The 25,545-nt window shown below is 48.2% G+C and carries 23 protein-coding genes and 5 tRNA genes; 2 read left to right on the forward strand and 26 right to left on the reverse strand.

The features are described from left to right. Positions 1–3: 3 nt before the first annotated feature. The 16 genes from rpoB to G469_RS0101275 all read right to left on the reverse strand — a co-directional run bounded on the left by rpoB (position 4) and on the right by G469_RS0101275 (position 11,518). The gene (gene rpoB, locus G469_RS0101205; RefSeq protein ID WP_035425217.1) at positions 4–3,513 is read right to left on the reverse strand and encodes a DNA-directed RNA polymerase subunit beta; all 3,510 of its coding nucleotides are present in this window, start codon (positions 3,511–3,513) and stop codon (positions 4–6) included. A 332-nt stretch (positions 3,514–3,845) separates the two neighbouring features. Continuing rightward, on the reverse strand, positions 3,846–4,217 hold the full coding sequence (gene rplL, locus G469_RS0101210; protein WP_028263497.1) for a 50S ribosomal protein L7/L12: 372 nt from the start codon (positions 4,215–4,217) through the stop codon (positions 3,846–3,848). Positions 4,218–4,293: 76 nt separating this feature from the next. Then, a complete protein-coding gene (gene rplJ, locus G469_RS0101215; protein ID WP_028263498.1) occupies positions 4,294–4,815 on the reverse strand; it encodes a 50S ribosomal protein L10 in 522 nt (173 codons plus the stop codon). A gap of 289 nt (positions 4,816–5,104) precedes the next feature. Next, entirely contained in the window at positions 5,105–5,851 is a 747-nt protein-coding gene (locus tag G469_RS0101220) for a hypothetical protein (RefSeq protein ID WP_028263499.1), read from the reverse strand. Positions 5,852–5,994: 143 nt separating this feature from the next. Beyond that, the gene (locus G469_RS07950; protein ID WP_035425218.1) at positions 5,995–6,777 is read right to left on the reverse strand and encodes an NYN domain-containing protein; all 783 of its coding nucleotides are present in this window, start codon (positions 6,775–6,777) and stop codon (positions 5,995–5,997) included. A gap of 168 nt (positions 6,778–6,945) precedes the next feature. Next, positions 6,946–7,650, reverse strand: coding sequence for a 50S ribosomal protein L1 (gene rplA, locus G469_RS0101230; RefSeq protein ID WP_028263500.1), 705 nt, complete (start codon positions 7,648–7,650; stop codon positions 6,946–6,948). A gap of 94 nt (positions 7,651–7,744) precedes the next feature. Further along, complete coding sequence (gene rplK, locus G469_RS0101235; RefSeq protein WP_035425220.1) at positions 7,745–8,173, reverse strand: 50S ribosomal protein L11; 429 nt, start codon at positions 8,171–8,173, stop codon at positions 7,745–7,747. A 97-nt stretch (positions 8,174–8,270) separates the two neighbouring features. Beyond that, positions 8,271–8,810 (reverse strand): transcription termination/antitermination protein NusG, encoded by a 540-nt coding sequence (nusG, locus tag G469_RS0101240; protein ID WP_028263502.1) that lies wholly within the window; start codon positions 8,808–8,810, stop codon positions 8,271–8,273. Positions 8,811–8,812: 2 nt separating this feature from the next. Beyond that, positions 8,813–9,178 carry a preprotein translocase subunit SecE gene (gene secE / locus G469_RS0101245; protein ID WP_028263503.1) on the reverse strand — a complete coding sequence of 122 codons (366 nt, stop codon included), beginning with the start codon at positions 9,176–9,178 and terminating at the stop codon, positions 8,813–8,815. 76 nt (positions 9,179–9,254) lie between these two features. Then, positions 9,255–9,330 (reverse strand) — tRNA-Trp (locus tag G469_RS0101250). Positions 9,331–9,341: 11 nt separating this feature from the next. Further along, complete coding sequence (gene rpmG / locus G469_RS09015) at positions 9,342–9,491, reverse strand: 50S ribosomal protein L33 (protein WP_084522258.1); 150 nt, start codon at positions 9,489–9,491, stop codon at positions 9,342–9,344. Between the two features lie 211 nt (positions 9,492–9,702). Further along, positions 9,703–10,893, reverse strand: a complete 1,191-nt coding sequence (gene tuf, locus G469_RS0101255) for an elongation factor Tu (protein WP_028263504.1) — start codon at positions 10,891–10,893, stop codon at positions 9,703–9,705. 92 nt (positions 10,894–10,985) lie between these two features. After that, positions 10,986–11,062 (reverse strand) — tRNA-Met (locus tag G469_RS0101260). 20 nt (positions 11,063–11,082) lie between these two features. After that, positions 11,083–11,158: transfer RNA gene (locus G469_RS0101265), tRNA-Thr, on the reverse strand. Between the two features lies 1 nt (position 11,159). After that, positions 11,160–11,243, reverse strand: a tRNA-Tyr gene (locus G469_RS0101270). Between the two features lie 200 nt (positions 11,244–11,443). Next, positions 11,444–11,518: transfer RNA gene (locus G469_RS0101275), tRNA-Thr, on the reverse strand. Between the two features lie 227 nt (positions 11,519–11,745). Between G469_RS0101275 and G469_RS0101280 the strand changes: the two genes are divergently transcribed. Next, positions 11,746–13,071 (forward strand): ATP-binding protein, encoded by a 1,326-nt coding sequence (locus G469_RS0101280; protein ID WP_028263505.1) that lies wholly within the window; start codon positions 11,746–11,748, stop codon positions 13,069–13,071. A gap of 53 nt (positions 13,072–13,124) precedes the next feature. Here G469_RS0101280 and G469_RS0101285 read toward each other — a convergent pair whose 3' ends face one another. The 10 genes from G469_RS0101285 to G469_RS0101330 all read right to left on the reverse strand — a co-directional run bounded on the left by G469_RS0101285 (position 13,125) and on the right by G469_RS0101330 (position 24,516). Next, positions 13,125–13,670: an NYN domain-containing protein gene (locus tag G469_RS0101285; protein ID WP_028263506.1), complete on the reverse strand. Its 546-nt coding sequence runs from the start codon at positions 13,668–13,670 to the stop codon at positions 13,125–13,127. Further along, entirely contained in the window at positions 13,663–14,676 is a 1,014-nt protein-coding gene (gene rlmB, locus G469_RS07955; RefSeq protein WP_051353678.1) for a 23S rRNA (guanosine(2251)-2'-O)-methyltransferase RlmB, read from the reverse strand. Before rlmB ends, G469_RS0101285 begins: the two co-directional genes overlap by 8 nt. Then, entirely contained in the window at positions 14,669–16,162 is a 1,494-nt protein-coding gene (cysS, locus tag G469_RS0101295; RefSeq protein WP_028263507.1) for a cysteine--tRNA ligase, read from the reverse strand. The genes rlmB and cysS overlap by 8 nt, the downstream gene beginning before the upstream one ends. A 48-nt stretch (positions 16,163–16,210) precedes the next feature. Next, entirely contained in the window at positions 16,211–16,684 is a 474-nt protein-coding gene (gene ispF / locus G469_RS0101300; RefSeq protein ID WP_028263508.1) for a 2-C-methyl-D-erythritol 2,4-cyclodiphosphate synthase, read from the reverse strand. After that, on the reverse strand, positions 16,684–17,481 hold the full coding sequence (ispD, locus tag G469_RS0101305; RefSeq protein ID WP_245579095.1) for a 2-C-methyl-D-erythritol 4-phosphate cytidylyltransferase: 798 nt from the start codon (positions 17,479–17,481) through the stop codon (positions 16,684–16,686). Before ispD ends, ispF begins: the two co-directional genes overlap by 1 nt. A gap of 18 nt (positions 17,482–17,499) precedes the next feature. Then, positions 17,500–18,561 (reverse strand): DNA integrity scanning diadenylate cyclase DisA, encoded by a 1,062-nt coding sequence (disA, locus tag G469_RS0101310; RefSeq protein ID WP_084522260.1) that lies wholly within the window; start codon positions 18,559–18,561, stop codon positions 17,500–17,502. 140 nt (positions 18,562–18,701) lie between these two features. Next, positions 18,702–21,302: an ATP-dependent Clp protease ATP-binding subunit gene (locus tag G469_RS0101315; RefSeq protein ID WP_028263511.1), complete on the reverse strand. Its 2,601-nt coding sequence runs from the start codon at positions 21,300–21,302 to the stop codon at positions 18,702–18,704. 210 nt (positions 21,303–21,512) lie between these two features. Beyond that, positions 21,513–23,642, reverse strand: coding sequence for a lysine--tRNA ligase (gene lysS, locus G469_RS0101320; RefSeq protein ID WP_028263512.1), 2,130 nt, complete (start codon positions 23,640–23,642; stop codon positions 21,513–21,515). 137 nt (positions 23,643–23,779) lie between these two features. Then, positions 23,780–24,253 carry a transcription elongation factor GreA gene (gene greA / locus G469_RS0101325; RefSeq protein WP_028263513.1) on the reverse strand — a complete coding sequence of 158 codons (474 nt, stop codon included), beginning with the start codon at positions 24,251–24,253 and terminating at the stop codon, positions 23,780–23,782. A gap of 62 nt (positions 24,254–24,315) precedes the next feature. Continuing rightward, complete coding sequence (locus tag G469_RS0101330; protein WP_028263514.1) at positions 24,316–24,516, reverse strand: Sec-independent protein translocase subunit TatA/TatB; 201 nt, start codon at positions 24,514–24,516, stop codon at positions 24,316–24,318. A 163-nt stretch (positions 24,517–24,679) separates the two neighbouring features. On the opposite strand from G469_RS0101330, the gene G469_RS07960 reads away from it, so the two are divergent. After that, positions 24,680–25,540 (forward strand): spermidine synthase, encoded by an 861-nt coding sequence (locus tag G469_RS07960; RefSeq protein WP_051353679.1) that lies wholly within the window; start codon positions 24,680–24,682, stop codon positions 25,538–25,540. Positions 25,541–25,545: the final 5 nt, after the last annotated feature.

The following is a 25,545-nucleotide window of genomic DNA, read 5'->3' on the forward strand; positions in this document are numbered from 1 at the left end:
TCGTTACTCCTTATCGTCCTGGACGTCGCCGACAAGAACTTCGACGTCTGCGGTGTTAGACAAATCCTCTACCAAATTGGCAGCCTCATCTACTGCAGAAAAAACGTCGTCGACGGAATGGTTAGATGCAGCGGGAGCTGCGACGTTCTTAGGAGCCTTCTTATAGTTGATAGGCTCAACAGAAAGTGCAAGGGAACGCATTTCCTTAACAAGAACCTTGAAGGACTCAGGTGTACCTGCTGCAGGTACGTTCTCGTCCTTAACGATGGACTCATAAGTCTTAACACGACCAACGGTATCATCGGACTTGACGGTCAAAATCTCCTGGAGGACGTTAGCTGCACCGTATGCGTACAGTGCCCAAACTTCCATCTCACCAAAACGCTGACCACCAAACTGTGCCTTACCGCCCAAAGGCTGCTGAGTTACCAGACTGTAAGGGCCAGTGGAGCGAGCGTGGATCTTATCGTCAACCATGTGACCCAGCTTTAAGATGTAGCTGGTGCCCACGGTAATCTGATCACGGAAAGGCTCGCCAGTACGGCCATCGTACAAAGTAGTCTTACCCATCTCGTTGAGCTGAGGAATAAATGCCTCGTTTACATGCTCGCCATACTCCTGCTTGGCCTTGTTAACCAGGTTTACGTTAGTGCGGCGTAGTACCTCTGACACTTCCTCGTCGTTAGCGCCGTCAAAGACGGGCGTCGAGACAAACATGGGGCCTGGTACATAAGCGTCAGATTTGTCCGAGGTAATGTCCCAGCCGTGGCTTGCAGCCCAACCAAGGTGACACTCGAGCAGCTGACCAACATTCATACGAGAAGGAACGCCCAGTGGGTCAAGCAGTACGTCGATTGGCGTACCATCTGCCATATAAGGCATATCCTCAACAGGAAGAACGCGGCATACAACACCCTTGTTACCATGACGGCCAGAAATCTTATCGCCCTGCTGAATCTTACGACGCTGAGCAACAAAGACGCGAACCAAGTCGTTTACTCCTGGGGGCAGATCATCGCCAGCTTCGCGACTAAAGCGAACTACCTCTACAACACGGCCATAGGAGCCATGAGGCATCTTGAGTGAAGTATCACGCACATCGTGAGCCTTGGCACCAAAGATGGCGCGCAGCAAGCGCTCCTCTGCAGTTAGAGCAGTCTCTCCCTTAGGAGTGACCTTACCAACCAGAATGTCGCCAGGACCAACTTCTGCACCCACACGGATAATGCCGTCCTCATCAAGGTTGGCAATCATGTCCTCGGACATGTTAGGAATCTCGCGAGTGATTTCCTCGGCACCAAGCTTGGTATCACGAGCGTCAATCTCATGGCGAGAAATGTTAATGGAGGTAAGAAGGTCTTCCTCTACCACACGCTCGGAAACAACGATACCATCCTCGTAGTTGAAACCCTCCCATGGCATATACGCCACAAGCAGGTTCTTACCCAAAGCAAGCTCGCCCTTATCGATAGACGTACCGTCTGCCAAAGGCTGACCAGCTACTACATCGTCACCAACCTTAACAACGGGACGATGATTAATGCAGGTAGATTGGTTGGAGCGCTCAAACTTAGGGAACTCATAGGTAATATCGCCACTTGCGCCCTTAACAACTGCATGAAGAGCATCTACCTCTACAACGCGACCATCCTCGCTGGCGCATACCATCTCGCCAGAGTCCAAAGCCGCACGTGCTTCCATACCGGTACCCACCAAAGGTGCGGAAGCTTTAATCAGAGGCACTGCTTGACGCTGCATGTTTGCGCCCATGAGGGTACGCTTAGCATCGTCATGCTCAAGGAATGGAATGAGCGTTGCTGCTACCGACAAAAGCTGACGGGCAGAAACGTCCATGAGGTCAATGTCTTCTACAGGAACCTGTGCAGGAGCACCAAAGGAACCGTCAAAGTCACGGGTACGAGCTACAACACGAGTGGGCTTAGTAAGCTTACCGGTTGCAGGGTCTACCTCAACAAACTCACCAGTTTTAGGATCGGTAGGAGTATTAGCAGGGGCAATGTTGTGCTGCTCCTCCTCGTCCGCTGTCATCCATACAACCTCGCCTGTAAGCTTGCCATCCTTTACGCGACGGTAGGGAGACTCAATAAAGCCATACTCATTTACATGTGCATACAGTGCCAAGGAACCAATAAGACCAATGTTGGGGCCTTCTGGCGTCTCGATAGGACACATACGCGCATAGTGAGAGTTATGAACGTCACGAACTGCGGTAGGAACATTGGTACGACGGCTCGAGCCAGACTTGTGACCCGCAAGACCACCAGGTCCCAGAGCAGAAAGACGACGCTTGTTGGTAAGACCAGCAAGCGGGTTGGACTGATCCATAAACTGAGACAGCTGAGAAGATCCGTAGAACTCCTTAATTGCTGCCACAATGGGACGGATGTTGATAAGAGACTGTGGAGTGATGTCGTCAGCATCCTGAGAAGCCATGCGCTCACGGATGACGCGCTCCATGCGGCTCATACCAATACGGAATTGGTTTTGTACCAACTCGCCTACCGTACGAACACGACGGTTACCAAAGTGGTCAATATCATCAACCTTCTTGGTGGTATCGCCAGCATGAAGAGCAAGCAAGTAGCGAAGGGCAACAACGATGTCTTCCTCAGTAAGAGTAACAATATCTGCCTCGGTATCGAGCTCAAGCTTCTTGTTAATCTTGTAACGGCCAACCTTAGCAAGGTCATAGCGCGCAGGGTTGAAGAAAAGACCATCGAGCAAAGAACGTGCGGAGTCTGCCGTAACAGGCTCACCGGGACGCTGACGACGATAAATCTCTTCCAAAGCACCCTGACGGGTCTGTACAGAGTCACGCTCGATGGTTGAGCGGACAACGTCAGAATCACCCAAAAGGTTAAGAATCTCGTCATCGGACTCTGCAATACCCAGCGCACGAAGCAGCAAAGTTGCAGACTGACGACGCTTACGATCGATAGATACGACAAGCTGACCGCGCTTATCGACCTCAAACTCCAGCCATGCACCACGAGCAGGGATGAACTGGACACGGTGTACCAAAACGCCACTGTCCGTCTCCGCAGAGAAGTAGACGCCTGGGGAACGAACGAGCTGAGAAACCACAACGCGCTCGGAGCCATTGATAATAAAAGTACCGCGCTCGGTCATGAGTGGGAAATCACCCATAAATACGAGCTGCTCCTTAATCTCGCCCGTCTCTTTGTTGACAAAGCGAACCTCTACGAGCATAGGAGCCTGATAAGAAATATCCTTTGCTCGGCACTCAGCTATCGTGTGTGCAGGATCTCCAAACTGATGCTCGCCAAACGAAACCTCCATGGTTCCAGCAGCATTCTCGATAGGAGATGCTTCTGCGAAGGCCTCGTCCAAACCAGTCGTCATAAAACGATGGAAGGACTCCTTCTGAACTTCAATGAGGTTGGGTGGCTCGACGTTAGAGCGAATTTTGCTAAAGCTCACGCGCTCACGTGCATTTGCGGAGGTAGTAGTGGAAATCTTTGTGGTAGGCACCAGGTGTTTCCTCCTTCGGAACGACATAATGCGACAAATATCGCAATGTAACAATCTACCTAAAAAAGGAGGCTTGGTCAATTAAAATACTTGACTTTGACTGTTTTTTACAGTAAAGAAAGCTATCTACCCTATTTACCTGGTGAAATCCGAAAATAGAATATGTAGGGAACATGTGGACCTATTAGTATCCAATAAACCAAGCAAATTGGGAAGGGTTTTACATCCAAAAACGTAGGTAAAACAAAAAAAGGACTCCTGGCATATAACCAGGAGTCCTCATAACTCTAAACAGTTGTTAAGAGTACTTAAGTAAATACCTTACAGGGAATTTACTTAAGGGTTACAGCAGCGCCTGCCTCTTCGAGCTTAGCCTTAGCAGCCTCAGCGTCGTCCTTCTTAGCGCCCTCGAGGATTGCCTTAGGAGCACCCTCGACCATCTCCTTGGCCTCCTTAAGACCAGCAGAGGTGAGCTCACGAACTACCTTAATAACAGCAATCTTGTTCTCGCCAAAGCCCTCGAGAACTACGTCGAAGTTGGTCTTCTCCTCAGCAGCCTCAGCAGCAGCAGGAGCAGCAGCAACTGCTACAGGAGCAGCAGCGGATACGCCAAATACGTCCTCAAGCTCGTGTACAAGCTCGGAAAGCTCGAGTGCTGGCATCTCCTTGAGAGCCTCAATAATTTCATCCTTGGTGACAGCCATGTCAATTCTCCTTTGTTAGGGGCGTCATTTTTGATGCCCTTAGCTCAATGTAAAAGTTTGGGTGAACCCCGCTGCGTTATGCGGCGTTCTTCTGCTCCTCCACTGCGGAGAGAACCGTGTGAAGACCCTGTGCGGGGCCATTGAGTACACGGACAACGCCGGAGAGAGGATTGGAAATGCAACCAACGAACTTGGCAATAAGCTCCTCGCGAGAAGGAAGATCTGCGATAGCATTTGCCTCAGCTGCGTTAACTGCTTTACCGTCTGCGATACCGCCGAGGAACTCAATCTTCTTAAGAGACTTGTTTGCCTCTTTGATTACCTTAGCTGCATCTACAGGATCATTCTCGTAGAAAACGTATGCGCATGTACCGACGAGTACTTCGTCGATAGCAGGCAGACCCGCCTTCTCGAGAGCAATCTTTACGATGTTGTTCTTGTAGACCTTCATTTCTGCGTTAGCTTCACGCAGATTACGACGAAGCTGCTGTGCCTCCTTTACGGAGAGACCGCGATAGTCGATTACAAAAAGGCCTGCGGCATTCTCGAGAGAGGCAGATACCTTCTCGAGCATATCGAACTTGGACTGTGCTGGCATGTGACACCTCCTTTATGCATGTCTTCGGGCACGAACCACCTGCACGGTGGGCCCTTGCATGCAAAGACCCCGCCAGCTCATGCCAGACGGGGTCAGAAGATACAAGCTCTTTAGACCACCTCGGCGGGCGGGTGCAGATGCTCCCCTTAGGCCCTTTTGGGCACCAGCTGTCTCTGGCAGTGGACGTGCTAAACGTCTGCTAAAACTTATGCTTTAGCAATTGAATATTTTGCAACGAGACAAACTTCTCGTCAAGCGTAAGATACGATTCACAGGATTGCCACGGAGTTTATGCACTTGGCTCGGCTATCAAACTGTAAAGGTAGTTAGCTACAGCCTCGTCTCCATATGTATCCACAGCAGACTTGATATCTTTTTCCTTATCGCCCTTATCGGAGACACGTATTAAAAGTGTAAAGCTATCATCAACTTTGTAGATAAGTGCATAGTCCTTAAGACCAGCATCAAAAGCTGCATCGCCTTTTTGTCCCCTGTAAAAATATGCGGGATGCTTTGTATCATTTTTTAGCTCAACACCATTAGGATAAGCCTTTTTGGCAGCATCGATAGAAAGCTCAGGATCGGAAGCATCTGTTTTTTGCAGCCAAACACCTGCAGTGCGATAAACATCATCTTTATCTACCATCAAGTTAGAAATAGAAGAGGGAAACACCTGCTCGCCTGTTCGAATAATTTTGTACAGATCTCCCGTTTGGTGACTCTTGAGTAATTTACCACGCCCAAAACCTAGGCTCTGTCCTTCACCATTTTCATCGGTATATCCACAGCTATCCGCAGCAACATCAGAAACTTTGAACTGTAAGAGCTCCGTTTGTACACCATCAACACTGGAGCCCATTTTTATAAAACCTGTTTCATGATCACCATAGAAGTTGATTTCTTCTGCTTTTGTTGCAGCCTTATCGCTCGTAGCAGCACTATCTCCATCAGTCGTAGGCGCTGAATTATTTCCACAGCCAGGCAACAATACTGCCAAAAACAGTGCGAGAACAATTGCCCAAGTTTTATTTTTCATATTACTCCTTCCGGTTTTTGCCCTAGCTAAAGCAAAATATATTTGAATTATATTATTATTTTTTATCAATAAAAAACACCCCGTCGGTGTAAGACGAGGTGTTTTAGGAAATGATTGAGTTCAACACTATTGTTTATAAATACCTATGCGATAGGTACGACATTATTATTTTTATCCACTTTAAGAGAATTAAAATCGTTAACGAAATCTTTAAGGTATTTGTAGCGAGTTCCACCCTTTTTCGCATAATATCTCACATCAAAATTCTTATAGATGCGATTAAGCTCGCTACCAATAAATCCTAAATTTGCTGGCTTGTTTTTATCGTTACATTCCTTAATAAGCTGTTGAATATATGCTTCAATGGTTTTCTTCCCAGGAATATTGGCTGTCGCTTTTGCATCTTTGCTTGTAGCTTTTTGCTTCTGCTGAGTATTTTTAGCTTTTGCATCCTCCACGGCTTTAGCTGCGCACTTCTCTTCCTCAGCTTGCTGCGCCAACAAATCTATATAGATATACTTCTCGTAGGCATTTTTTAATGCTTCAGTTACTTTTTCTGATTCACCCATACCCCATACTTTGCAACCAGACTCGCTAATCCTTCTTGCCAAATATGTATAATCGCTATCAGACGAAACAATACAAAAGCCAGTAACATTACCTGCATGTAGGATATCCATTGCGTCTATGATAAGCGCTGAATCAGATGCATTTTTACCACGAGTATTATTTATTTGAATCCTTGGTGTAAGCGAATACTCTTTAACTGCGTCTTGCCAATCACTATTGACAATGCAGTCAGGATTTCCATAAATCCTCTTATACAAGCATGTTCCATGCTTTTCCACTTCTGCAAGTATGTTTTGAGCATACTTTGCAGGAATGTTTTCTGCATCAATGAGAAGTGCGAATCTGGTCTCAGCCATTTTTACCTCTTATCGTTTAATAAATAAAAGCTTGTTGAATATACCCCCCCCGATTTACTGTCAATCATAACTAAGCATTGCTTTTATAGGATGCAGCTTTTCGTACAAAAAAGCACCCCATCGGTGAGATGAGGTGCTTTAAGAATAAACAGGTATATCTAAGTAGTACTAGTCCTCCATGAGGGCACGAACCTTGGTGCCATCTACCTTAACGCCAGGTCCCATGGTAGAAGAAACTACAACGGACTTAACATAGCGACCTTTAGCGGTTGCAGGCTTAACACGCAAAATCTCGGTGATAAGAGCCTGGTAGTTCTCTACCAGTGCAGCAACCTCAAAAGAAGCCTTGCCCAGAGGTACGTGGCAGATACCATAACGATCAGCACGGTACTCTACACGACCAGCCTTGAGCTCGCCAACCATCTTTGCAACATCCATGGTTACGGTGCCAAGCTTGGGGTTAGGCATCAAACCACGAGGTCCAAGAAGCTTACCAATGCGACCAACTTTAGCCATCATGTTGGGGGTTGCGATAGCAGCATCAAAATCAAAGTTACCAGCCTGAATGGAAGCAACCAGATCATCTGCACCTACAATGTCTGCGCCAGCAGCCTCTGCCTCACGGGCCTTCTCGCCCTCCGCAAATACTGCAACACGAACAGTCTTACCGGTGCCATTAGGAAGGGAAATGGAGCCACGAACGTTCTGATCTGCTTTACGGGTATCTACACCCAAGCGAATGGAAACGTCAATGGTCTCGTCGAACTTAGCGCTTGCGAGCTCCTTTACAAGCTCAAGAGCAGCCTTGGGGCTGTAGAGCTCTGCAGAGACCTTCTCGGAAGCGTTGCGATAGTTCTTACCGTGCTTTGCCATAAATCCTCCTTTGTGGTACATACGGGCAGCATGCCCTCCCACGTAAAGCTTGTACTCCCTGTGAGACAAGCATAAAAACAATGAATCGCGTAAATTACTCAGCGATGGTAACGCCCATAGAACGAGCAGTACCAGCAACAATCTTCATTGCAGCCTCAACGTCATTAGCATTGAGGTCAGGCATCTTAATCTCAGCAATCTTACGAAGTTGATCCTGAGTAAGCTGACCAACCTTGTCACGCTGAGGAACACCAGAACCGCCCTTAATGCCCAGCTCCTTAATGATGAGCTTAGCTGCGGGAGGGGTCTTGCAAACAAAGCTGAAGCTACGATCCTCGTATACGGAAATCTCAACGGGGATGATGTCGCCAGCCTTATCCTTAGTTTCTGCGTTGAATGCCTGGCAGAACTGCATGATGTTTACCTGTGCAGCGCCCAGGGCGGGGCCTACTGGAGGAGCAGGGTTTGCCTGACCAGCAGGAATCTGAAGCTTAATGAACTTAACTACGTTCTTCTCAGCCATGATGTTCTCCTGTGTACCTTTAGTTACCTGTAATAAATTCTATAAACGCCCTTGCCTCAGAAGCATTCCTCACCGAAAGAGACAAGAGGTGAATAAGCTAGTTAATTGCAGCTACCTTATCTATGTCAAGCTCAACGGGTGTCTCGCGACCAAAGATTGCAAGCATAACCTTAACCTTACCCGAAGCAAGCATGATCTCGGAAATTGTGCCGTCAAAATCTGCAAGTGCACCAGAAACAACGCGGATGGACTGTCCAACCTCAAGATCAGTAGAGGTAGGACGAGGAGCATCTGCACTTTTATTAGAGCGGCGCATAATCTTGTTGAACTCTTCACGAGAAAGCGGCGTTGGCTTGCCATCTATACCAACAAAACCTGTAACTCCTGGAGTGTTGCGAACAACCGCCCAAGAGTTATCGTCAATCTCCATACGAACAAGTACGTAACCAGGGAATACTTTGGTTTCCTTGGTCTCACGCTTGCCGCCTTCTTTGAGCTCAGTTACTTCCTCAGTAGGAATCTGGATATCCACAACAACGTTTTCTAGACCAAAAGTCTCGATACGATGCTCAAGATCAGCCTTTACCTTATTCTCGTAACCAGAATAAGTGTGAACTACATACCAACGCTTAGCCATTGCTATGCCCCCAAACCTGCGTAAGCAGAGAGAAGTGCAACGATGCCTAAGTCAATCGCCCAGATTGCGATACCAAATACAATAAGCATTGCAAATACACCAACAGTGTAATTCTTAAGCTCTGGCTTAGCGGGCCATGTAACCCTACGCATCTCCGTGCGGACATCACCAAACCAACCAAGCGAACGCTTGATAAAGCCAGGACGCTTATTTGCCTTGGCTTTTGTCTCTGCCTTTGCCATCTCAGACTTAGCCGACACCTTGGTTTGGGAATCGGAAGCGGCATCAGCCTGGATAGCCTCGCGATCAGCACGCTCTTGTGCGCGAGCCTTGCGGGCACTCCTCTTATTGCGCTCCTTGTTCGCCATGAACTCATCCCTTCGGGTATATGACCCTATCTCATAAATCCGGCCCGCCCCGTAGGGGACGGGCCGGTGTGTTATCTGGCACGCCAGGAAGGACTCGAACCCTCAACAGTCGGTTTTGGAGACCGATGCTCTACCAATTGAACTACTGGCGTATTAGAAAAACCTAGCGGGTTTCCTTATGAACAGTGTGCTTGTGGCACCAAGGGCAATATTTCTTCAACTCCATACGCTCGGGGTTGTTGCTCTTGTTCTTATCTGTGGTGTAATTCCTGCGCTTGCACTCGGTGCATGCGAGGGTGACCATAGTACGCATGAAACCTCCCAGTTACCCAAATAACTGAGATCGTTTCTCAGTTATACGCGGTGGGATACGTTACCATCTTGCTTCCTATCTTGTCAAGCAACACGGCAAGCATGCGAATATCCTTGACAAAACAATCAAAACAAACGGTAGAACCAATAGAGAAAAGAAACCCGACGCCCTCTTGCGAAGACGCCGGGTCCGATTAAGTCAGCTAAATCGTTTACTCAACGATGGTAGCTACACGACCATCACCTACGGTGTGGCCACCCTCGCGGATAGCGAAGCGCAGGCCCTCCTCCATAGCGATGGGGTAAAGAAGCTCAGCGTTAATGGTGACGTGGTCGCCAGGCATAGCCATCTCTACGCCCTCGGGGAGCTCGATGGAACCGGTTACGTCAGTGGTGCGGAAGTAGAACTGAGGACGATAACCATTGAAGAATGGGGTGTGACGGCCGCCTTCTTCCTTGGTCAGTACGTAAATCTCACCGGTAAACTTCTTGTGAGGAGTTACAGAACCGGGCTTGCAGAGTACCTGACCGCGCTCGATGTCCTCGCGCTTAATGCCGCGAAGCAACAGACCCACGTTGTCGCCAGCCTCGCAGAAGTCCATGGTCTTACGGAACATCTCGATGCCGGTGCAGACGGAGCTCTGGGTATCCTTGATACCAACAATCTCGACGGGCTCGTTCAGCTTGAGCTGACCGCGCTCTACACGACCAGTAGCAACGGTACCACGACCGGAAATGGTCATAACATCCTCGATAGCCATCAAGAAGGGCTTCTCGTTATCACGAGCGGGGGTGGGGATGTAAGCGTCTACCTGCTTCATGAGCTCTACTACAGAGTCAACCCACTTCTGCTCACCGTTAAGTGCACCAAGAGCGGAACCACGAACGATAGGCAGGTCATCACCGGGGAAGTCATACTCAGAGAGGAGGTCACGGGTCTCCATCTCTACGAGGTCGATAAGCTCCTCATCGTCAACCATGTCGCACTTGTTGAGGAATACGATGATGTAAGGTACACCTACCTGACGAGCCAAAAGGATGTGCTCGCGGGTCTGAGCCATAGGACCATCGGTAGCAGCGATTACAAGAATGGCGCCGTCCATCTGTGCAGCACCGGAAATCATGTTCTTTACGTAGTCAGCGTGACCAGGGCAGTCTACGTGAGCGTAATGGCGCTCCCAAGTCTCGTACTCAACATGAGATACGGAAATGGTAATACCACGCTGACGCTCTTCGGGAGCCTTATCGATGTTCTCGAATGCGGTGTAGTCTGCATGGCAACCCTCGGTCTCGGAGAGAACCTTGGTGATTGCAGCGGTAAGAGTGGTCTTACCGTGGTCTACGTGACCAATGGTACCAATGTTTACGTGTGGCTTGGAACGATCAAACTTCTCCTTGGCCATTGCCATCCTCCTCTTGGAACTAGCTTTGTGTGCTATCCAACGAATAACTTGCTTATATATTCCAAACGGCCCTGGAGGGCCGCAAGAATTCATGGTACCGGCGACTGGATTCGAACCAGTGACATCACGGGTATGAGCCGTGTGCTCTAACCAGCTGAGCTACGCCGGCATGGCGATTGCTTGAAAAGATGGAGCCCGCGACCGGATTTGAACCGGTGACCTCTTCGTTACCAACGAAGTGCTCTACCTACTGAGCTACACGGGCATGGTGGGGATACCTGGACTCGAACCAGGGAACCCAGAGGGAGCGGATTTACAGTCCGCCGCAGTTGCCGCTGTGCCATATCCCCATATATTTTCAAGCGACTTGCTTGGTGATTTGCCTTGCAAGCGGAGGAAATATTACGACCGTTTTGATGGGTTGTCAATACAAACCACCCAGCCGGGCGTAGCCTTGTCACGTTTCCTGCACAATTGCAGCCAATCACGGCTTGTCGCGAGCATAAAAACGGAGCCTTTAGTGACAATGCCAAAGGCTCCGAAAATTGCCTGGAGCTGGTGATAGGGATCGAACCTACAACAACTGGTTTACAAAACCAGGGCTCTACCATTGAGCTACACCAGCACATCAGTGCGCACAAACTGTGCGTGAGTAATAATAGCGTATCTTAAAGCATCTGGCGAGAAGAACTTCTATCTTTGTCGTTTATCTCTTCAATCTGACCATTTTGGTTGATTCCGATGTCGGAAACCGCCAATTTTGGTTGATTCCGATGTCGGAAACCGCCAATTTTGGTTGATTCCGAAAGTTATGTATACTAAAGAACAAAAAACTGCGAACGGAAAGATTTCATGCAAAGATACGCACTTGAGAAGCTTAAAACTTGGAATACCTCAAAAAATCGTAAACCTCTTATTATTAGGGGCGCACGACAGGTTGGAAAAACCTGGCTGGTAGAAGAATTTGCTCGACAGAGCTTTAAGCATTTTGCCTCTATCAACTTCCTCAATAATGAGATAGTTCAACAGTTTTTCTCAGGATCGTTAGAACCAAAACGCACGCTTGCCGCCTTGGGTGCCTACACGAATACAAATCTGCTTGATGGAGAAACACTTCTTTTTCTTGATGAGATTCAAGAATGTCCTCGTGCCATCACAGCTCTTAAAATGTTTTGTGAACAGACCCCCCAAATACCAGTTATTGCCGCAGGATCTTTATTAGGTGTAGCTCTCAACAGAGACGACGCTACAAAAAGCATGAGTCGTATTTCATGGCCCGTTGGTAAAGTAGACTACCTTGACCTTTTTCCCATGACTTTCTCGGAGTTTCTTAGAGCCTTGGGCGATAACAGCTTGGCAGACCTGATTATTGAGAAGGACTATGAACTCATAAGCGCCATGGGAGAATCATTTGAAGATAGGCTTCGTAGTTATTTGTATGTTGGTGGCATGCCAGCTGCAGTACAGGCCTATATCTCCACAGGATTGTTGAGTGAAGCACGCCAAATCCAGGATGCACTCCTCATTGATTATGAACATGACTTTTCAAAACATATTTCTTCACCACTTGAAGCAGAACATATTAGAGAAACATGGCGTTCGGTTCCTCTACAAATTGCCCGAGAAAACGGAAGTAAAAAATTTATTTACTCTCAAGTACGTCCTGGCGGCCGTGGACGAGATTATAAAGATGCCATCAGCTGGCTTGCAGATGCTGGCCTTGTAACAAAGGTTAATAGAATTACAAGACCAGGAGTTCCTTTGTCTGCTTATACAGACCCTACCAGTTTTAAACTATATCTTCTTGATGTTGGTCTTTTGGGCGCAGCATTACATCTTAATGAAAAGACTCTCTTTAGTGGAGACGCTCTGTTTACCCATGCAAAGGGTACTTATAGTGAACAATTTGTTTGTCAGCAACTTATAGCCTCAAAAAAATTACCTGCATATTGGTCAGCAGATGGAAAACAAAGCAAAAATGAAATCGATTTTATTTGCGAGCATAATGGAGAAGTCATCCCCTTGGAGGTAAAGGCCGGAATTAATGTTAAGAGCAAAAGTCTTGCACAATTTGCAAAGGAATTTTCTCTTTCTCATTGCATCCGTTTTTCTCTTGCTGGCTACGAAGAACAAGGCTGGATGAAAAACCTGCCTTTATATGCTGCGGAATCTTTATAGCTGCTTCTCGTCGTATTTTTGCTGCCACAGCCTTTGCATATGAGTGAAAAACCTTATTTACCCAACAGCTTATTGAGTTTCTCGATAGTAGATGCGTCTAGACGATCTGCAACAGTTAAACGCTTGCGACCTTGGTCTACCATGGTCTGTCGAGATTCCACCTCGCTTATTTGAACATCGCTAATAAGAGCCGTACTCGAAATGCGCGTAACAGGAATTCCACCAACAGTAGCCCTGATGGTGTTATCGGAAGTTACCACTGTTACGTCGCGCTCCTCCAAGCGGCATTGCGTTACCAGACGCTCAATAACACTATCTGCACTCTCACCCGTTTTAGAGAAGATAAGCTGCACTCCTGCACGCTTAAGATTGGGTCGGTCTGGACTTACATTGCCAGAACCGTCAAACACGATGACGGGAGTAAAACGGTGCTGAGCGTAGGCAGCAACATCCGATATAAGCAGCTCACGTGCGCGATCAAAGGGATCTGCAGAAAGCGATTTTGTAGATGGTGTATCCATGAGACTGGTATAGCGAGGAGTTTTAAAGATGACGTTATAACCATCCACCACAAGCAGCTCAAGAGGCTTTTTACTCATGCGCCTCACCTAAGGCAGCTTGCTTGCAGGTAACCTGACGCATCCATTCATAGCACATGACTGTTGCAGCTTGAGCCACATTAAGAGACTCTACCGAACCACGTTGAGGCAATTTACAGCTAAAGTCACACTTCTTAAGCACCAACTGAGAAATGCCATTACCTTCTGAACCCATAACAAGCGCAAGACGGCCATTCATGGGGGACTCCCAAACGTTTTGAGTAGCATGTTCCGTAGAGCCAACTACCCAAAAGCCCGCCTTTTTGAGCTCATCAAGCGCAGAAGCAAGATTAGAAACCTGAGCAATGGGCAGATGCAATACAGCACCTGCAGAAGTTTTATAGGCCGCAGTGCCCACACGAGCAGCACGAGCCTTTGCAATAACTACACCTGCAGCGCCAACAACTTCTGCACTGCGCACAATAGCGCCAAAGTTTCCTTCATCCGTTACGTGATCAAGCACGATGACAAGTTCGTTTTTGCTGGTAGCACGCTGAATAATGGTATTGAGTTCCGCATACTGAAATGGACGTGTGCGCAGCATAATACCCTGGTGCGCTCCGTGCGAAGACATGCTGTCAAGAATTGCGCGAGGCACCTCTTCCACAGAAATGCCAGCTGTATTAAGGCGATCTACCAGTTCTTTAAGAGAAGCATCAGCCGCACTATGAGCAGAAGTAGCACCAGACAGTACCAGTGCCTTTGCAATAGGAACACCGGTATCCAGTGCTTCTGTACAAGCGCGACGACCCTCGATAAGGTCATACAGTTGAGAGGTATCACGCACCGAGCCTCGAGCAGAGCGCTGAGGATGCCCTGCAGAACGTCGTACACCATTGGAATATTTGGTACGACGACCGGAACGCTCATTACGATCAGAGCGACCTGTTGAAGATTTTGCATTACAACCGTTACCACGTGCGGAATTGCCAAAGCGCGAGTCTGGGCGAGCGCTGCCGCCAGCGCGGGAGGCGCTGGCGCGCTTGGACGAATTTGGTTTAGCCACGAACAGCACGCCCCTTTGTGGTGAGGCGTGGACCTGCAGCGGTGTCCTCGATGGTGAGTCCAAGCTCGGCAATGGCATCGCGAATAGAGTCTGCAAGCGGCCAGTTTTTCTCGGCACGTGCCTGTTGACGAGCATCAAGAAGAGCTTGAGCGGCTTCTTCTGTAGACTCGCCAGCATAGTTTGCAAGCTTGGCAGACAGATCAATAAGCTGTGCAGGAAGCTCATTTTGAGTAGACGCAGAAAGATCAATACCTAGGACAGCCAGTAGCTCTACCAGCATATTTGCAGCATCTGTTGCCACATAAGCAACAACATTGCCTGCATTTTGGTCAAGATAGGTATTGGCCGCAGTGGTAAGTGCAAAGATTGCAGCTAATCCACCAGCCGTGTTGAAGTCATCATCCATCTGCGCCACAAAGTCTGCCTTGGCCTGCGTGGTAGCTGCTACCAGCACATTATCTGATTCCGCAAGTTCATGCGCAGGACTTGCAGAATTATTGGCCGCCCACATAAGGTTGCGTACGCAACCACTCAGGCGCTCAAGCGTGCCCAGGGTACCATCAAGGCGGCTAAACGAGAAGTCCAACGGAGCACGATAGTGTGTTTGGAGCATAAGCAAGCGTACAGCATGTGCGGGGTACTTATCCAACACCTCTTTAAGCGTGTAAAAGTTACCCAAAGACTTGGACATCTTTTCTCCGTCTACGCGCAACATACCCGTATGCATCCACGTGTTTGCAAGTGCCGCATCCCAAGCGCACATAGCTTGAGCAGTCTCGTTCTCATGATGAGGAAATACCAGATCCTGGCCGCCACCATGAATATCAATGGGAGTACCTAGATAGCGATGAATCATGGCACAGCACTCAGTATGCCAACCAGGACGTCCATCTCCCCAAGGGCTGGGCCAACTAGGCTCACCAGGTTTTGCAGCCTTCCACAAAGCAAAGTCAAAGGGGTTGCGTTTATCCTCGTTGACCTCTACACGCTCACCCGCACGCAACTGATCAAGGTCACGTCCAGAAAGAATGCCATAGTTTTTATCGGAATGAACAGAAAAGTACACGTCACCATTGTTAGCTGCATAAGCATGTCCCTTATCGATAAGCGTAAGAATCATGTCCTGCATGGCTGTAATTTCCTGCGTTGCGCGAGGACGGATATCGGGGTCTGCCACGCCAAACTTACGCATAATATCGATAAATGCGTTGGAGTATTCTTCGGCCACTTCTGCAGAGCTACGGCCTTCTTCATGAGCACGGTTAATAATCTTGTCGTCCACATCGGTAAGATTTTGAGCCATAGTAACGTCAAAACCCTTGTACTGCAGGTAGCGACGGATAACATCAAAAGATAAGAAGGTGCGTGCATTGCCAATATGGATTTGGTCATACACGGTTGGTCCACACACATACATACGGATTTTACCTGGTTCGATGGGCGTGAGCTCTTCTTTTTTATGGTGCTGGCTGTTATATACAAGCATGACTTCTCCTTGGTTATGCTTATACGCTTTTTGCAAGCGTATGAGGTGTTACTTTTCCAAAAGTGCAACGGCCCATGCTGCAATGCCTTGTTCCTGTCCAACAAAACCGAGTTTCTCGGTAGTAGTAGATTTAATTCCTACGCAGTCTACAGAAACGCCCATGGCAGCGGCCAGGTTACATCGCATTTCCTCCCTATGCGATGCAAGTTTTGGTGCCTGAGCCGCAATAGTACAATCGCAGTCGAGCAATTCAAACCCATAAGAACGCATGAGCTTTGCAACGTGACGCAATAGTTCAAGAGAATTAGCATCCTTATATGCCGGATCTGTATCTGGAAACAGCTTGCCCATATCTCCTTCGCGGAGCGCACCCAAAATGGCATCCGCCAATGCATGAGTAAGCACATCCGCGTCCGAGTGACCGAGAAGCCCTTTGGAGTGAGGAATGGTTACACCACCCAAAACAAGTTCGCGGTTGGGAACAAGTTTATGCACGTCATACCCATGTCCAATACGAAGCACTACAATTCACCACCTGTTGCAGCTTTGGCAAAACGATCAAGTAAAACAGCTTCCGCAAGAATAAGATCTTCGGGAACCGTCACCTTAAGGTTAGCAGCTGGCGTAGACACTACCTCCACACGGGCACCAAGATGCTCCATAAGCGAAGCGTCATCCGTCGCAACAATATGGTGAGTGCGTGCTTGTTTATGTGCTTTTAAAATAGCTTCTCGACCAAATACCTGTGGTGTTTGCGCATACCAATAGGGTGATCGGTCAGGCGTTTGCACAACACAGCCCTTCTTAACAACTTTAAGGGTATCCGTTGCAGGATGAGCAAGCAGTGCACCATCTGCACCAGCACGTACACGCGCAATGGTATCTTCTATGCCCTCGGGCGTAATGAGGGGACGCGCAGAATCATGAATGGCCACGTATTTTGCCGTTTGTGGAGCACGTAGCAAGCCTGAATAGCAGGACTCTTGGCGCGTAGTACCCGAAGGAGCAAAATACACGGGTGTATGTAGGATGAGAATGTCCACCGTCTGAGAACGCATCTCATCCATACGTTCTGTAGCACAAACAATAACAATAGAAGAGATGGAAGGTGCCTCATCAAAGGCTAAAAGGGACCAACTAATAAGAGGAAGGCCGCATAGGTCTACAAACTGTTTACCACGAGGGTCTCCAAAGCGCACACCCGAACCACCGGCAGCAATAATAGCGCAGGTATCTGGCGTGATTTGAAATTCATCAAGTTCTTGAAGTTGGGCTTGTGCTGTGGGTGCAAATCCAGAGCTTGTAGCCGGCTTTTCCAACGTGCACTTCACGATAGATTACTGCCTTCCATGCATCTTAAGAAGACTATCTGCCAAAATGACTGAGTTACGAACGCCAATCTCGTCCAAGCGCTCGGGATTTTGCTGAATATCGTCAAGTAGCTCTTGCAAGGAACCATACTCATCCACAATTTTATCGGCCATACCCTCGCGCACAACAGAAATACGCGATAAGGTACGCAAGCCCAGCGGAACCATAACACTGTCCTCTTTACGGTCCTCATAGCCCAATACATAGGCAATATTTTTGATATCCAGCTCGTTTTTGGCTGCCAAAGACTGGAATTGTTCACGGATTTTGTGGGCTTGTTCTACGGTAGAACTGCTCGCATAATCACGAATCATAAGGCTGTATTCGCTGTCCATGTCGCCCACAAGCTGCATGCGCTGCATCTCTACCGTGCGTCCCTCCACACCAAGCTGCGCAATAATGTCCTGCAAGTTTTGATCGGTAGCGCTGAGAAGCTCAAATTGGCTGTAAATACTAGCAATATCTCCAAGCGTTACATAGTTATCCAACTCGAGCGAAGTCAAACGCAAAAGACTGCGATCCAACAACTGACGCGTAGTTTGCAAGGTTGCCAACAACTGACTTACACGAGTCATGAGCTCGGCTACTGTACGAATTTGATATGAACGACCATTCACGTAAATGTTAACTACTTGGCGACGCTCAGATACCGAGATAACCATTGCGTTGGTAAGCAAACTCATGCGTGCAGCGGTACGATGACGCATACCCGTCTCGGTAGTAGGCAAAGAAGCGTCTGGATTAAGATGGAAATTTGCACGCATGATTTGCGTTAAATCACGGTCAATAACAATGGCGCCGTCCATCTTGGACAGCTCAAACAAACGATTAGCTGTAAAAGAAATATGGAGTGGGAAGCCATCATTACCAGCAGCAAGCACACGATCAGAATCCCCCACGCAAATAAGGGCACCCAAATTACCCGCAATAATCATGTCCAAGGCATGTCGCAATGCGGTTCCAGGGGCAGTAAGGCGAATTGCCTCGTCTAAGGAAGCAACAACTGAGCAGTCCGTAGGCATATCCATAATCGCTCCTTTGCTTTACCGCTGCCGCACCTTACGCACGACCATCATATACAGACAGATAAAAGTAAGTATACCGCCTAGGAGCCTTATTACTGCCCCCAGACGGTATCTCTCTTTAAAACCTATGCGTACAAGTTACGCTATTCGCTGGCTGCCGATAAACCCGAGCCACTTGCACCAGAACCTGCTGGCTTAGACACACTAGGCGCTCCCGCTGTCCAACTAGTACGGGCACTTGGAAGCTCCATGTGAACGCGCTTAGAAAGTTGTGGAATGCTACCTTCCGTATGCGTAAAGGTGAGTTTCTCGCCGTCGGAATCTACAAGCACAATGTCGCCCGACTTCCACTTACCTTGAAGCATTTCTTCTGCAAGCTGGTCCTCAATCATAGTTTGAATTGCACGACGCAAGGGGCGAGCACCATAAATAGGATCGGTACCCTCCTTAGAAATAAGATCGCGAGCAGCGTCCGTCAACTCAATAGACATGCCGTTTTTAATCATGCGATCACGCAGGTCAAGCACCATAAGGTCCACAATACCGCGCAGCTGCTCTGTGGTAAGGGACTTAAATACCACTATCTCGTCCACACGATTAAGGAACTCGGGACGGAAAAGTTTTTTAAGCTCACTCATAACGCGCGAGTTGATTTCTTTATCGGACAGGCCATTAGAGCCAGAAGCACTAAAGCCCATGGTAGTGGTAGTGGCGATCTGACGAGCACCAATGTTTGAAGTCATAATGACTACCGTATTGGAAAAATCTACCTTACGGCCCTGCCCGTCAGTCAAACGACCTTCGTCCAAAATCTGCAGCAAGACATTAAAGACATCGGGATGAGCCTTTTCAATCTCGTCAAACAGAACAACAGAGTAAGGACGACGACGAACAGCCTTAGTAAGTTCGCCCGCCTCGTCGTAACCCACATATCCTGGAGGAGCACCAACAAGCTTGGAGACACTGTGCTTCTCCATAAACTCAGACATGTCAAAGCTGATAAGCGCATCCTGGCTACCAAACAAGAACTCCGCAAGTGATTTTGCAAGCTCAGTCTTACCTACACCAGAAGGACCAAGGAAAATGAACGAGCCACCAGGCCTGCGAGGATCTTTGAGCGGAGAACGACTACGGCGAATTGCCTTAGAAACCGCAGTAACCGCCTCATTTTGACCAATAACACGCTGATGTAGCACTTCTTCGGAGCGCAGTAACTTAGAAGCCTCAGTCTCGGTAAGCGTAGAGACAGGCACATGGGAAATGCTACTTACTACATCTGCAATATCGTCCTCTGTAATGTCCACAATATTGGAATCAAGTTCTTCTCGCCAGGCTTTTTCCAAATCCTCTAGCTGAGACGTAAGTTCACGCTCTTGATCGCGCAAACGAGCTGCTTCCTCAAACTCTTGAGCGGATGCCGCTTCGGATTTTTTGGCGGTAACCTCTTTGAGCTGATTTTGTACATCCACAATATTGTCCGGTGTCTTGATGGTATGAATGCGCGTACGCGCTCCTGCTTCATCAATAACATCAATGGCTTTATCTGGCAAAAAGCGATCTTGAATATAACGATCTGCCAGGGTAACCGCAGCCACAATGGCTCCATCCGAGAAACGCACATGGTGATGGTGCTCATAACGATCCTGCAAGCCACGGATAATCTCTATAGCATCTTCGATGGAAGGCTCACCCACCATAACGGGTTGGAAACGACGCTCGAGTGCAGAGTCCTTCTCGATATGCTTGCGATATTCCTCTGCCGTGGTAGCACCAATAATCTGAATCTCGCCACGAGACAGCGGAGGCTTCAAAATAGATGCAGCATCAATGGAACCTTCTGCAGCGCCAGCACCAATGATGGTGTGCATCTCATCAATAAATAAGATGTCGTTATTAGACTCAGCAACCTCAGCAACAACCTTTTTAAGACGCTCCTCAAACTCGCCACGATACTTGGAGCCCGCTACGAGCGCAGACACATCTAAGGTCCAAATTTGCTTACCGCGCAAAATATCAGGCACCTCATTGTTGGCAATAAGTTGCGCTAAGCCCTCTGCAATGGCTGTCTTACCAACGCCAGGATCACCCAGGATAAGAGGATTGTTTTTCTGGCGACGAGCCAAAATTTGCATGACACGTTCAATTTCACGGTCACGACCAACTACAGGATCAAGCTTGCCCTCGGTTGCATACTTGGTAAGGTTGCGGCCATACTCTTCCAGCATGGAGCCTTCGCCAGCCTGGGACCCCATCATCATGGGATCGCCACCCATGCGCACCTGCGCGGTAGGACGAGTAGACTCCGGGCTCTTATCGATAAGATCATTAACGGCATTACGAATAGCATCTGACGAGACACCCAAGCGAGCTAATGCCGTCATGGCACTGCCATTACCCTCTCGAACGATGCCCAACAGCAAATGCTCTGTGGAAATATAGGTTTGACCGTGCAGCATGGTCTCACGATATGCATTTTCTAAAACACGCTTGGTGCGCGGCGTAAAAGGAATATGACCGCCAGGAACTTCCTCTTCCTCAGACTTGGACAACTCCTTAATGGTAGCCAAGGTTTCCTCGTAGGTAATTTCTAGCTTATCAAGCGCTTGAGCTGCAATTCCGTCGCCCTCTTTAATAAGAGCCAGCAGCAAATGCTCGGTACCTACATACATCTGACCAAGACCACGTGCTTCGTCCTGTGCAAGCGACATAACTTTTTTGGCCTTATCGGTAAACTTCTCAAACATATGGGATAACCCCTTCCCGCCATTGCATGCAATGGCCTGATTTTCTGCTTTGTTGTGTACCCCGTATGCGGTCTTGCAATACCTCCTAGTAGGTAACAGACATATACCATAAGCACTTCTCCACACAAAAGCAGCCTCGACAACCATCGAAGCTGCTCGTTTTAACTGTTATGGGCGCCGTATAGTAAACAGCTGTACGTACAATCAGGCTTACTCAAAGCACTCGGTAGTGGGCACCATTTGTTTCTCGGCATTAATAACTGAGGTAAACAATTCATCAAGCTCCATGCCCATAAGCTCAGCACCGTGCCTAATAACATCACGGTCACAACCAGCAGCAAAGCTCTTGGTCTTGAACTTCTTCTTAAGGCTCTTGAGCTCAAAATCCATAACCGAGTGACTGGGGCGCATGCGGACACACGCATTGATAAGACCAGAAAGCTCGTCAACTGCAAACAAGACGCACTCCATTTTGTGAGTGGGAGTAGGTAGCTCGGGATTCATGTCGTAGTTGTGTGTTTGAATGGAATGAGCCAATGCAGGATTGGCGCCAGCCTCTGCAAGCAACTCTGCTGCTTTAACGGTGTGCAGCTGGTCATCCTCCCACTTCTCCCAATCCAAATCGTGCAACAGGCCAACCAGACCCCAGAATTCTTCATTTGCAGGATCGTACTGCTTGGCAAAGTAGCGCATAAGTGCCTCTACCTGCTGGCCATGCAAAATGTGATACTCATCCTCGTTGTACTGTTTGAGCAACTCAAAGGCCTTCTCACGAGTAATACCTGCATCCAAAACTTCTGCTGCCATATTCTTCTCCTGCTTCTTGTTGGAACCACCAAAATCCTCTGGGCGCATATGCGGGAAGAGAAGTACGTCACGAATGGAAGGTTCATCACAAAACAGCATAACCATGCGGTCAATGCCGTAACCAATACCACCTGCAGGAGGCATGCCGTACTCCAGAGCACGAACGTAGTCGTAGTCGTACTCCATGGCTTCATCGTCACCAGCAGCTTTTGCGTCCACCTGTGCCTGGAAGCGCGACTCTTGATCCACAGGGTCATTGAGCTCTGTAAAGGCATTAGCATACTCGTGACCAGCAACAACCATCTCAAAGCGTTCGGTCAAACGCGGATCTTCGGGCTTGCGCTTAGCTAAAGGTGACACTTCAACGGGATAATCACATACAAAGGTGGGGTTAACCAAAGTTTGCTCTACCAGCTCATCGTACAGCGTAAAGATAAGCCTACCTACGCCCCACTCCTGCTCATAATGCAAACCACGCGCATCAAGGAGCTCACGAAGCTGCTCGACGGGCGTCTCCATAGACACTTTTTCACCCACTACCTCGCTTACCAGCTCACTCATGGGTGCGGAACGGAACGGCGTCTTAAGGCTAATCTCCTTACCTTGATAGGTAATAACATCACCTTTACCAACAGCTGTAGCTACTGCCTGGAACAAGCCTTCGGTCAGACGCTTCATACCTTCAAGATCAGAGTACGCGCAGTAAGCTTCCATAGAAGTAAACTCAGGGTTGTGTGTTTGATCCATGCCTTCATTGCGGAATTGACGACCAATCTCAAACACACGCTCCATACCGCCAACAATGCAGCGCTTAAGGTGCAACTCGGTAGCAATGCGCAGGTAGCATTCCTGGTCAAGCGCATTAAAGTGAGTAATGAAAGGACGGGCATTGGCTCCACCCAAGGTCTCTTGCAAAATGGGAGTTTCCACCTCAATGTAGCCTTGGCTCTCCTCCATGTAACGACGAATAGCAGAGATAATACGTGAGCGGTTGCGGAATGTAGTCATAACGTCTGGGTTGACGATAAGATCTGCGTAGCGCTGACGGTAACGAGTTTCTTTATCCGTAAGACCACTCCACTTGTTAGGAAGAGGGCGGCAGGATTTAGCAAGCATCTGAATCTCTTGAGCAGCAATGGAAAGCTCACCGCGCTTAGTGCGCACCACAGGACCAGTCACACCAATAATATCGCCTACATCAAACTGCTTAAGCAACTCCCACGCCGCATCGCCCAACACATCGTGACGACAAAAAAGTTGGATAGACTCAGTTACATCCTGTAGCACGATAAAAGCCAGCTTACCCTGACGACGGAATGCGCGAATACGACCCGTTAGGGACTGAACATCATCCGTATCCTCGCCATCTGTAAGATTTGCATACTGAGCAATAAGATCTGCTGCATGCGCGGTCACTTTAGAGCGGGCAGGATAGGGGTCGATGCCGGCATCGATAAGAGCCTGGCGCTTAGAACGACGAATTGCACGCTCGTCGTTAATGTTTACCGGGGTCTCTTGATCTGTTGCTGCCATGAGATTCCTTTCGCTCGGCAGTGAATGGGCAATATATCGTCAAGTACACTCTGTTGCGATATCAAAAAATAAACGCGCTTTGGGAGCGACATAAGCCGTCTACCCAAAACGCGCAAAGACTTAAAGTGAGCGGCTCATTACCTTGAGATTTTCTCAACCTTAAGAGTACGAGTTTTACCGGAAGGAGTTACATACTCTACCGTCTCGCCAATCTTGGCACCAATAAGAGCAGCGCCAACGGGAGACTCATTAGAAATGCGGTTGGACAGCGAATCAGTCTCTGTAGTACCCACAATGGTGTAAGAAGACTTCTTGCCCTTCTCGTTAGAAACCTCAACGGTAGAACCAATGGATACGATGGTTGCACGACCTGTAGTAGCTTCTGCAAGCTTTGCGGTAGACAAAATCTTGCGAATCTCGGCAATGCGTGCTGCGTTCTGAGCTTCCTCTTCCTTAGCGGCATCATACTCAGCGTTTTCCGAAAGGTCGCCCTGCTCGCGCGCTTCCTTAATGGCGACAATAATCTCGGCGTGCTTCTCGCCCTCGCGCCACTCAAGCTCGTCTACAAGCTTCTGTCGGCCTTCGGGAGTAAGGATGATTTCTTTATCCATGCTCTACTCTCTACATCGAAAACTAATCCGGAAAAATACTAGGACATACAAACGCAGATGAATTACTCAGCGTCTTTATCAACAACCTCAGCCTCGGTAGCCTCATCCTTGCTGGACTTAGTGTCCTCATCCATGCCCTCACGGATGTTCTTGACGGTCTTACCAACCGTACTACCAAGCTTAGGAAGATTCTTAGGCCCAAAGATAAGAAGAACAATTCCCGCAATAATAACGAGCTCCAAAGGACCCATTCCAAGAATCATAAATACCTCCATTTAAATGGACCCAACGGCCCGCTACACTCAATTTGGTACCCTTCAGTATAAAAGGTATACACGCAAGTACACAAACTTTACTTACGTATTGGGTTATCCTACCACGTAGAACATGTAATTTTTCTCACTATTAACGTTAGAGTAGAAACTTATGGGTTTGAACACATCCACACTGGTATTTTGGGGCGGCAATCTTGTCTTGTGGATTGTCATGGCGCTTATGTTTAAGCGTCTACTAGCCTGGGGACTTAAAAAACGCGGCATCATTTTTATTCCTAAAACCATGTTTGGTCAGGCGCTCATTTTTGATTCAGAAGATCAGGACGGCACGGCTATTAGGCTGCTCAATGTACATAACGCTTTTCAGTCCATTAGCTACATTGACCCCGAGCTGCGCAATGAGTTGGTATGTGAGTATCACCGTAGCTTTATACGTATCCTCATTCTTACCGAGAAAAACATTCCGCAAGATTCTTGCGTAGTTATTGGAGGCGGAGGCTATTCCCTTCCCAAATACCTTATCTCGCACTACCCTACCATGCAGGTAAGTGCCGTAGAGATTGATCCGATTATTACCAACATTGCTCGTGAGCACTTTTTTTTGGATGACCTTATCCACGATTTTGATACCGATACAACCGGCAGACTTGAACTGATAAACACTGATGGTTGGGAGTGGCTACGCAATAGCAACCGCACGTTTAATATTGTAATTAACGATGCTTTTTCTGGCGTAAAACCCCTTGGCCCTATGGGAACCAACAAGGGCGCTCGTATTATTCACGAGCACCTTAGCGAGAAGGGCCTGTATCTTGCCAATGTTATTGCTCCGCTGGAAGGGAAGAAATCCGAGCATTTGTACCGTACGCTCGATATTTTTAAACAAGAGTTTGAGCACGTATACCTTATACCTGAAGACACTACACAACCCAATCGTCGTGCAAACAATGTCATGATTGCATGCGATATTGAGTTAGATATGAGCAAGTTTGCTAGCGGGCGCGAGGTGTAGGGAAA

The sequence above is a fragment of the Atopobium fossor DSM 15642 genome, from assembly GCF_000483125.1.
Lineage (GTDB): Bacteria > Actinomycetota > Coriobacteriia > Coriobacteriales > Atopobiaceae > Atopobium > Atopobium fossor.

What these genes read in the sequence shown, in the direction of transcription:
- G469_RS0101315 (WP_028263511.1), bottom strand. Translation starts at nt 21,302, where the DNA reads ATGTTTGAGAAGTTTACCGATAAGGCCAAAAAAGTTATGTCGCTTGCA.
- G469_RS07960 (WP_051353679.1), top strand. Translation starts at nt 24,680, where the DNA reads ATGGGTTTGAACACATCCACACTGGTATTTTGGGGCGGCAATCTTGTC.
- rplA (WP_028263500.1), bottom strand. Translation starts at nt 7,650, where the DNA reads ATGGCAAAGCACGGTAAGAACTATCGCAACGCTTCCGAGAAGGTCTCT.
- secE (WP_028263503.1), bottom strand. Translation starts at nt 9,178, where the DNA reads ATGGCGAACAAGGAGCGCAATAAGAGGAGTGCCCGCAAGGCTCGCGCA.
- G469_RS0101330 (WP_028263514.1), bottom strand. Translation starts at nt 24,516, where the DNA reads ATGATTCTTGGAATGGGTCCTTTGGAGCTCGTTATTATTGCGGGAATT.
- rplJ (WP_028263498.1), bottom strand. Translation starts at nt 4,815, where the DNA reads ATGCCAGCACAGTCCAAGTTCGATATGCTCGAGAAGGTATCTGCCTCT.
- rpmG (WP_084522258.1), bottom strand. Translation starts at nt 9,491, where the DNA reads ATGCGTACTATGGTCACCCTCGCATGCACCGAGTGCAAGCGCAGGAAT.
- disA (WP_084522260.1), bottom strand. Translation starts at nt 18,561, where the DNA reads ATGGATATGCCTACGGACTGCTCAGTTGTTGCTTCCTTAGACGAGGCA.
- G469_RS07950 (WP_035425218.1), bottom strand. Translation starts at nt 6,777, where the DNA reads ATGGCTGAGACCAGATTCGCACTTCTCATTGATGCAGAAAACATTCCT.
- lysS (WP_028263512.1), bottom strand. Translation starts at nt 23,642, where the DNA reads ATGGCAGCAACAGATCAAGAGACCCCGGTAAACATTAACGACGAGCGT.
- tuf (WP_028263504.1), bottom strand. Translation starts at nt 10,893, where the DNA reads ATGGCCAAGGAGAAGTTTGATCGTTCCAAGCCACACGTAAACATTGGT.
- rplK (WP_035425220.1), bottom strand. Translation starts at nt 8,173, where the DNA reads ATGGCTGAGAAGAACGTAGTTAAGTTCATTAAGCTTCAGATTCCTGCT.
- cysS (WP_028263507.1), bottom strand. Translation starts at nt 16,162, where the DNA reads ATGCTTGTATATAACAGCCAGCACCATAAAAAAGAAGAGCTCACGCCC.
- greA (WP_028263513.1), bottom strand. Translation starts at nt 24,253, where the DNA reads ATGGATAAAGAAATCATCCTTACTCCCGAAGGCCGACAGAAGCTTGTA.
- rplL (WP_028263497.1), bottom strand. Translation starts at nt 4,217, where the DNA reads ATGGCTGTCACCAAGGATGAAATTATTGAGGCTCTCAAGGAGATGCCA.
- G469_RS0101285 (WP_028263506.1), bottom strand. Translation starts at nt 13,670, where the DNA reads ATGAGTAAAAAGCCTCTTGAGCTGCTTGTGGTGGATGGTTATAACGTC.
- G469_RS0101280 (WP_028263505.1), top strand. Translation starts at nt 11,746, where the DNA reads ATGCAAAGATACGCACTTGAGAAGCTTAAAACTTGGAATACCTCAAAA.
- nusG (WP_028263502.1), bottom strand. Translation starts at nt 8,810, where the DNA reads ATGGCTAAGCGTTGGTATGTAGTTCACACTTATTCTGGTTACGAGAAT.
- G469_RS0101220 (WP_028263499.1), bottom strand. Translation starts at nt 5,851, where the DNA reads ATGAAAAATAAAACTTGGGCAATTGTTCTCGCACTGTTTTTGGCAGTA.